Below are 7,387 nucleotides of genomic sequence, written 5' to 3'. Positions count from 1 at the left end.
GCGGGGTGGAGCAGCCCGGTAGCTCGTCAGGCTCATAACCTGAAGGCCGCAGGTTCAAATCCTGCCCCCGCAACCAATATCTTCCCCATCTCCAAGATCACTATCCCCGGCGCAAAGACCGAAGATTCGATGGCGAGCTTTCCGCACCTTAGATGCTGAGATGCAAAGCCGGAAACCATAACCAAATCTCCCTGAAGTTCCCTTATCAAAAAAAGCCCGCAAATAGCGGGATTTGGCGCGTTTTAATTCCCAAGCACAGCGACTGACCCATGAATGCCGATCATGACCTCATGTCGATTTTCCCCCTTAATACCCTGGGCAGGTGCCTGCTATAGGATCAACATGGTTGATCGCAAGGTAAGCGGCTTCTTCTTGAGGAAACGGAATGTCTGGTGAAACTTTGGCGAGCGGTAGTGTCGATGTCGCCATTATTGGCGCGGGAGCTGCGGGCGTTGGCGCGGCGCGGCGGCTGCAGGCGCTGCGGCCCGATCTGTCGCTTGTGCTGCTCGAAGCCTCCGATCGTATCGGCGGCCGGGCGCGGACGCTGCATCCGGTCGAACTCGGCGGCATTGTGATCGACCTCGGCTGCGGCTGGCTGCATGGCGCAAGGACGAATGCCTGGACGGGGATCGCCGAGGAGATCGGCCTGACGGTGGACCGCACGCCGGCGCCCTGGAGTGAGGGTGGTCACCAACTGGAGAGGGATGCGGCCGACGCCAAAGCGGTGCGCATCGCGGCTCACGAGTTTTTCGAGCGGATCCATGCCTATGACAGCGAGGAGGACGCGGCACTCTCTGCGTTGCTTGCGGCGGGCGATCCCTGGAATGAGTATATCCATGCACTCGGTACCTTCCTCACCGGCGCTGAATTGCACCGATCCTCGGCGATCGATCAAAGCCGCTACGATCCCGGCCCGGGTCCGGATTGGCGGGTGCGGCAAGGTTACGGAACCGTCGTTGCCACCTATGCGGCGCCGGTTCCTGTTCATACTGGAACAGAAGTTCGCCGCATCGACCACAGCGCCGCCAATCATATTGTTCTATCGACCGCGAAGGGCGAGTTGAGGGCGAAGGCCGTCATCATAGCCGTCTCCACAAACGTTCTCGCAGCGGAAAAAATCACGTTCTGGCCACCGATTCCGGACAAGATCGAGGCGGCCTCGCAATTGCCGCTGGGCCTGGCAAACAAGCTCTTCCTGCGCATGCGGACGCCGGAGGCCTTTCCGGCCGATGCCCATCTCCTTGGCTCCTATCATAGCGGTCGAACAGGGTCCTACCAGCTGAAGCCTTTCGGCGCCCCGATCATCGAGGCCTATTTCGCCGGTGATCTTGCCCATGATCTTGAGCGGGAAGGGATCGGCGCGGCATTCGATTTCTCGGTGGAACAGCTGAAGCGCGTCTTCGGTACGAGCGTCGAAGACATCTTGTCGCCGGCGGTCATGTCCACCTGGGCAAGCGAACCCTTTGTCGGCGGCTCCTATTCCTATGCGGTACCCGGCGCTTCCGATCTGCGGCAGGTCCTTGCCGGGCCTCATGATCAGCGCCTGTTCTTCGCCGGCGAAGCTTGTTCGGTGACGCGCTATTCCACCGCGCATGGGGCCTACGAAACCGGGATTGCCGCTGCGGAGACTATTGCGAAGACGATGGCTTGAACGCATCAGCAAAAAATGCAGCCTCACAATAGTGCGCTTTCGTTCGACGGGAACGCTTTTCGGGTGGGCGATTGCAGGTCGCCATGGCCATATTGGTAGTGTTGGTGATGTAGTCGAATCACCGCGATCGGGCCGAAGACGCGGGGAGTGCCGTCAGGCTCATTCGTTCCAGCCCAGGCAGGAGGAGATTGATATGGCCAAGACGGTGCATGATGCGCGACAAGAGTATGTTTTCAAGCTGATGATGTCGCCGGTTGGCGAGCTGAAGCTTGTCGCCAGCCACAAGGGCCTGGCGGCGATTCTCTGGGACAATGACCGGCCGGGCCGCGTGCCCCTGGCCATCATTGCGGAGGATGACAGCCATCCCGTGCTGGTGGAAACCGAGCGGCAGCTGCGGCAATATTTTATCGGCGAACGACGGGTCTTCGATCTCCCGCTCGATTTTTCCGGCACGGAGTTCCAGAGGAACGTGTGGCGGGCGCTGCTCACCATTCCCTTCGGCGAAACGCGCTCTTATACGCAGATTGCCGAGCAGATCGGTGCGCCCAAGGCAATCCGCGCGGTCGGCGCCGCCAATGGCCGGAACCCGATCTCCATCATCGCGCCATGCCATCGTGTCATTGGTGCGGCCGGGGATTTGCGAGGGTTTGCCGGCGGCCTCGAGCGGAAGACCTATCTTCTCGGCTTCGAAGGCTCCGAAACCAAGGCATTCGATTTCGCAGCTTGATCCAACGAGGCGAAATAACAAAACAGCCCGCTCCTTGGAGGAGCGGGCTGTTTGCGTTTCACCCTATGCTCGGCAACCGGCGTGGTTGTCGGCTGGTATCAGCCTTCCAGCCACTTCACCTGTTCCGGCGTCAGCTTGATGTCGAGCGCCGAGAGGCTGTCTTCCAGTTCGGCGATCGTGCGCGGGCCGATCAGCGGGATGACCGGGAAGGGCTGGGCGACGACATAGGCGAGCGCGATATGGATCGGGTTGCGACCGAGCTTCTGTGCCAGTTCGATCGCGCGGTCGCGGCGTCCGAAATTGCGATCGGAGTACCAGACGCGCACCAGCTCCTCGTCGTTCTGCTTGTCGCGGCCGGCGCGGTCGGTGAAGAAGCCGCGGCCCTGGCTCGACCAGGCAAAGTTCGGGATCTGCTTGGCGTTCAGCCAGCTCTTCCAGTCGTCGTCGGAGGCGGCGACGCAACCGGCCCAGATCGGGTCGAGCATTTCGGCCAGCGAGAAGTTGTTGGAAAGCGCTGCCGGAGCCGTCTTGCCGTTCTTCTCGGCATAGGCGATCGCCTCGTCGAAGCGGGCGCGGGTCCAGTTGGAACCGCCGAAGATGCCGCGAATACGGCCGGCCTTGACCTCGGCATCCATGGCATCGACGAATTCGCCGACCGGAACGGCCGTGTTGTCGCGATGCATGAAGTAGATATCGACATAGTCGGTCTTCAACCGGTTGAGCGACTGGTCGAGCTGCTTGGCGATCATATCAGGGTAGCAGAGCGGCGAATGGGCGCCCTTGCCGATCAGCACGATCTCCTCGCGCGGCACCTTCCGGCTGGTGTGCCAATCGCCAAAGATGCTCTCGGTCTTGCCGCCGCCATAGACATAGGCGGTGTCGAAGGCGTTGCCTCCGGCCTCGTAGAAGGCGTCGAGCGTCAGCGATGCCGCGGCGAAATTCGGGAAGAATTCGAAGCCGAGCGTGACGATCGAGGCCGGCTTGGCGATGCCGGGAATGCTGCGCTTGGGAACGCTGTTGCCCTTGGTGACGGGTGCGCCTGCGATGTTCGTCGTCCGCCGCGTCGCCTTTTCAACCTCGTATTCGAGGCCGATGGTGGCGCGCCATTGGTCGAGAACGCGCAGATTGCCGATCGAATCGGCCCAGCCGATGCCCGGATAGGCGAATTCCTTGGCTCCGGCGCGGATGGCGTCGCCGGCGGCGTCGACTTCGAAGGAATAAAGCCAACGGTCTTCCTTGACGTCGACGACTTGCGTCTCGCCGCCCTTGATGAGTTCGATCTTGCCAACGCCGCCCTTATGGCCGGAAGCGAACCAGAAATCCTTGACTTCGATACGGCCTTCGGAGCCGATGATGCGCAGCGTATTGTCCTGGTTCGCCATGATCGAGCAGGAAACTTCGGCGATGATGTTGTTCGGGAATTTCAGCACGGCTGACGCCCATTCGTCGACGCCCGTCTGGCCGAGATGGGCGACGCCCGAGACCTTGTCCGGATCGAGGAACGACTTGCCGTCGGCAGCACCGGCAATCAGCCGTGCCATCGACACAGGATAGCCGCCGACATCGAGAATGCCGCCGCCGGCGGTTTCATTGGCAAACAGCCGGTGTTCCGGCCTGACGCTACCCATGTTGAAGCCGAAGGAGGAGCGGATGATGCGGATGTCGCCGATCACGCCGCTTTTCACCAGTTCGATCAGCTTCGCCGTCTGCGGATGCACACGATACATGAAGGCTTCACCGGCGAAGACACCGGCCTTCCTGGCTTCATAATAGATCGCCTCGGCGTCATAGGCGGAGAGTGCAATCGGCTTTTCGACGAGGACATGCTTGCCGGCACGGATTGCCTTGATCGCCCATTCGGCATGGCCGGTATGGGGCGTGGCGATATAGACGGCGTCGACGTCCTTGTCGGCGAGCAGTGCTTCGTAACCATTGACGATGCGTGCGCCGGGGAAGTTGTCGCCGAGGCCGGGCTTGTCGGGGTTGCGGCTGGCGATGGCCACGAGCTTGCCGCCGCGCGAATGGGCAACGCCGTCGGCAAATGTTTTGGCGATCGTGCCGGGGCCGATGATGCCCCAGCGGATGGGTGCGTCTGTACTCATGAAACTATCCTTTCTTCAATCTTCATGCTGTCTTGGGAGGGCTGCAGTGAGCGCCTATCGCAATCGGTTGCCGGCGCTATCGAACAAGAATGTCTTGGCTGCGGAGAGGGCGACGGTCAGCGTGTCCCGATTGCCGGCATTGCGCGATTCCTCACGCTCGATCACGATCTGCTCGCCGTCGGCGACATTGGCGTAGATGTAGCTGGTATTGCCGAGGTGTTCGGCGACGTCGACGTCGACGGTCATGTCAACATCGCCGCGTCCCGCCTCGAGGAAATGTTCGGGACGAACGCCGAGTGTCACCTGCTCGCCGATTTCGACCCGAGCGGTCGTGGTCGGCAGCGTCAAACGGACATTACGCTGGTTGCGCAGGACCACCGCGACGCGACCCGGCTGATTGTCGACGACCTCGGCCAGCAGGAAATTCATCTTCGGAGAGCCGACGAAGCCGGCGACGAACTGGTTGACCGGATCGTCGTAGAGATCGAGCGGCGCGCCAATCTGCTCGATATTGCCGCCGCGAAGCACGACGATCTTGTCGGCGAGCGTCATCGCCTCCGTCTGGTCGTGCGTCACGTAGATCATGGTGGTGCCGAGCTTCTTGTGAAGGCGCGAGATTTCCACGCGCATCTGCACGCGCAGTTCGGCATCGAGGTTGGAAAGCGGCTCGTCGAACAGGAAGATCTGCGGCTCGCGCACGATGGCGCGGCCGATGGCAACACGCTGGCGCTGGCCGCCGGAGAGCTGCTTTGGCCGGCGCTGCATCAACTCGGTGATCTGCAGGATCTCGGAAGCCTGTTTCACGCGGCGGTCGGTATCGGCCTTCGGATTGCCATTCATGCGCAGGCCGAAGTTGAGGTTCTGCTCGACGGTCAGGTGCGGATAGAGCGCATAGGATTGGAAGACCATGGCGATGCCGCGATCGGCCGGCTCGACATCGTTGACGACGCGGCCGCCGATCTTCAGTTCGCCACCGGTAATATCCTCCAGCCCGGCGATCATGCGCAGCAGCGTGGACTTGCCGCATCCGGAAGGTCCGACGAAGACGACGAATTCGCCGTCCTTCACCTCGAGATTGGCGCCGTGGATGATTTCCAGCGAACCATAGCGTTTGACGACATTGGTAAGGGACAGTTCTGCCATACGGGAGCTCCCGGAATTACTTGATTGCGCCAGCGGCGATGCCGGCGATGAAATGACGTTGCAGGAGAACGAAGATGACGAGGATCGGCGCCGTCAGCATGACCGCCCCGGCCATGATGCCGCCCCAGGAGACCTTGGTGAGGCCGATCAGCGTTCCCAGTGCCACCGGCGCCGTCATCATGCCCGGCCGGGAGTTGATCAGCAGCGGCCAGAGGTAGTTGTTCCAGGAGGCGAGGAACAAGATGATAGCGAGCGCGGCCATGGTCGGCCGTGCCAGCGGCAGGGCGATGCGCAGGAAAATCTGCCATTCCTTGACGCCCTCGACACGGGCGGCGTCGAAAAGCTCGCCCGGCATCATCGAGAAGGCCTGGCGCATGAAAAGCACGCCGAGCGAGTTGAACAGCGGCGGCACGATCAGCGCAACCCAGGTGTTCGCCAATCCGAAATTTTTCGCCACCATGATGAATTGCGGAATGACGACGACCGAATAGGGCAGCGTGATCGTCCCGAGAATGATGCCGATGACGAGGGACTGGCCGACGAAGCGGTAGCGGGCCAGCGCCCATCCGGCCATGGATGTCAGGAAAACCGAGAGGACGGTATAGATCACCGCGACGCCGATCGAGATCGTCATCGCGCCGAGGAAATTGGTATCGGCCTGCAGGTTGCGGACATTGTCGAGGAAGCTGGTTGAGGGCGTCAGAACGATGTCCGGGCTGAAGATGCCGTGATCCGGCATGGTCGAGAAGATGAACATCATCCACAGCGGAAACAGCCAGATAATGGCGAGCGGTATCAACAGCGCATGCAGCACGATCGAACGTATCAGAGCGGATTTGGATTTCGATTTCATTTTTGTTCGCGCCCCACCCAGAGATTGAGGAGAGAGATCGCCACTGCGAGTGCCGCCATGGTGTAAGCGATCGCAGAGGCGTAGCCGAAGTTGGTCGACTGGAAGCCCTGGCGATAGAGCAGTAGGCCGAGCGTTTCGGTCGCGCCACCGGGGCCGCCGCGGTTGGTGATCAGATACGGTTCGGTGAAAAGCTGCATCGTGCCGATGACGGAAAGGACCACACAGAAGAGAATGATCGGCTTCAACAGCGGCAGGGTGATGTGGATGAATTGCTTGACTTTGCTGACGCGATCGAGCGTGGCAGCCTCATAGACATCCTCGGGGATGGATTGCAGTCCGGAAAGGATGATGATGGCGTTGTAGCCGGCCCAGCGCCAGGTGACGGCAATGATAATGAGCAGCATGGCGGCATGCGAATCGGCGAACCACGACACCGGAGCGATACCGATCGTGCCGAACAGCTTGTTGATGATCCCGAAATCGAGGTTGAACATCAGCCGGAAGACGGCGGCATAGGCCACTTCGCCGACTACGACAGGCGCGAAGAAGGCGAAGCGAAAGAGGCCGCGCGCCTTCAGAAGCGGCGAGTTCAACAACACCGCCATGACGGTGGCGAGCGAGATCATCACCGGCACCTGGATCACCAGGATGATCAGCGTATTCGTAAGCGCGTTGTAGAAGGCCGGGTCGCCGAACAGGCGTCCCCAATTGACCGACGCGCTGAATACCCAGGGATTGACGCGTGTGTTCTGGAACGAAATCAGGAATGAATCGATGATCGGCCAGATCCAGAAGGCGGCGAACACCAGAAGATAGGGCGCAAGGAACGCGTAAGCGCTCCGGTTTCGCAACCGCATGAAAGCCTTCTCCTTTTTTACTCAATGAGGTGACGTGCAAGGCACATCCCCGCC

6 protein-coding genes are annotated in these 7,387 nt (G+C 60.9%); 2 read left to right on the top strand and 4 right to left on the bottom strand.

Annotation, left to right across the window (positions count from 1 at the left end; genetic code table 11):
* Window positions 1-385 precede the first annotated feature (385 nt).
* Complete coding sequence (locus tag AB6803_RS29525) at window positions 386-1,651, top strand: flavin monoamine oxidase family protein (RefSeq protein ID WP_371112211.1); 1,266 nt, start codon at window positions 386-388, stop codon at window positions 1,649-1,651.
* 193 nt (window positions 1,652-1,844) lie between these two features.
* The gene (locus AB6803_RS29520) at window positions 1,845-2,378 is read left to right on the top strand and encodes a methylated-DNA--[protein]-cysteine S-methyltransferase (RefSeq protein WP_371112210.1); all 534 of its coding nucleotides are present in this window, start codon (window positions 1,845-1,847) and stop codon (window positions 2,376-2,378) included.
* A 98-nt stretch (window positions 2,379-2,476) separates the two neighbouring features.
* Here the strand turns inward: AB6803_RS29520 and AB6803_RS29515 are convergent, their stop codons facing one another.
* Genes AB6803_RS29515 through AB6803_RS29500 form a run of 4 tightly spaced genes read right to left on the bottom strand, consistent with a single transcriptional unit; the run spans window position 2,477 to window position 7,333 of the window.
* A complete protein-coding gene (locus tag AB6803_RS29515; protein ID WP_371112209.1) occupies window positions 2,477-4,480 on the bottom strand; it encodes an aldo/keto reductase in 2,004 nt (667 codons plus the stop codon).
* A gap of 54 nt (window positions 4,481-4,534) precedes the next feature.
* Window positions 4,535-5,623 carry an ABC transporter ATP-binding protein gene (locus AB6803_RS29510; RefSeq protein WP_371112208.1) on the bottom strand — a complete coding sequence of 363 codons (1,089 nt, stop codon included), beginning with the start codon at window positions 5,621-5,623 and terminating at the stop codon, window positions 4,535-4,537.
* A gap of 16 nt (window positions 5,624-5,639) precedes the next feature.
* Window positions 5,640-6,476, bottom strand: a complete 837-nt coding sequence (locus AB6803_RS29505; RefSeq protein ID WP_371112207.1) for a carbohydrate ABC transporter permease — start codon at window positions 6,474-6,476, stop codon at window positions 5,640-5,642.
* Window positions 6,473-7,333: a carbohydrate ABC transporter permease gene (locus AB6803_RS29500; protein WP_371112206.1), complete on the bottom strand. Its 861-nt coding sequence runs from the start codon at window positions 7,331-7,333 to the stop codon at window positions 6,473-6,475. Before AB6803_RS29500 ends, AB6803_RS29505 begins: the two co-directional genes overlap by 4 nt.
* Window positions 7,334-7,387: the final 54 nt, after the last annotated feature.

The sequence above is a fragment of the Rhizobium sp. RCC_161_2 genome (genome assembly GCF_041355235.1).
Taxonomy (GTDB): domain Bacteria; phylum Pseudomonadota; class Alphaproteobacteria; order Rhizobiales; family Rhizobiaceae; genus Rhizobium.
This window is presented reverse-complemented; position numbering and strand designations above follow the sequence as displayed.

What these genes read in the sequence shown, in the direction of transcription:
- AB6803_RS29525 (WP_371112211.1), top strand. Translation starts at nt 386, where the DNA reads ATGTCTGGTGAAACTTTGGCGAGCGGTAGTGTCGATGTCGCCATTATT.
- AB6803_RS29520 (WP_371112210.1), top strand. Translation starts at nt 1,845, where the DNA reads ATGGCCAAGACGGTGCATGATGCGCGACAAGAGTATGTTTTCAAGCTG.
- AB6803_RS29515 (WP_371112209.1), bottom strand. Translation starts at nt 4,480, where the DNA reads ATGAGTACAGACGCACCCATCCGCTGGGGCATCATCGGCCCCGGCACG.
- AB6803_RS29510 (WP_371112208.1), bottom strand. Translation starts at nt 5,623, where the DNA reads ATGGCAGAACTGTCCCTTACCAATGTCGTCAAACGCTATGGTTCGCTG.
- AB6803_RS29505 (WP_371112207.1), bottom strand. Translation starts at nt 6,476, where the DNA reads ATGAAATCGAAATCCAAATCCGCTCTGATACGTTCGATCGTGCTGCAT.
- AB6803_RS29500 (WP_371112206.1), bottom strand. Translation starts at nt 7,333, where the DNA reads ATGCGGTTGCGAAACCGGAGCGCTTACGCGTTCCTTGCGCCCTATCTT.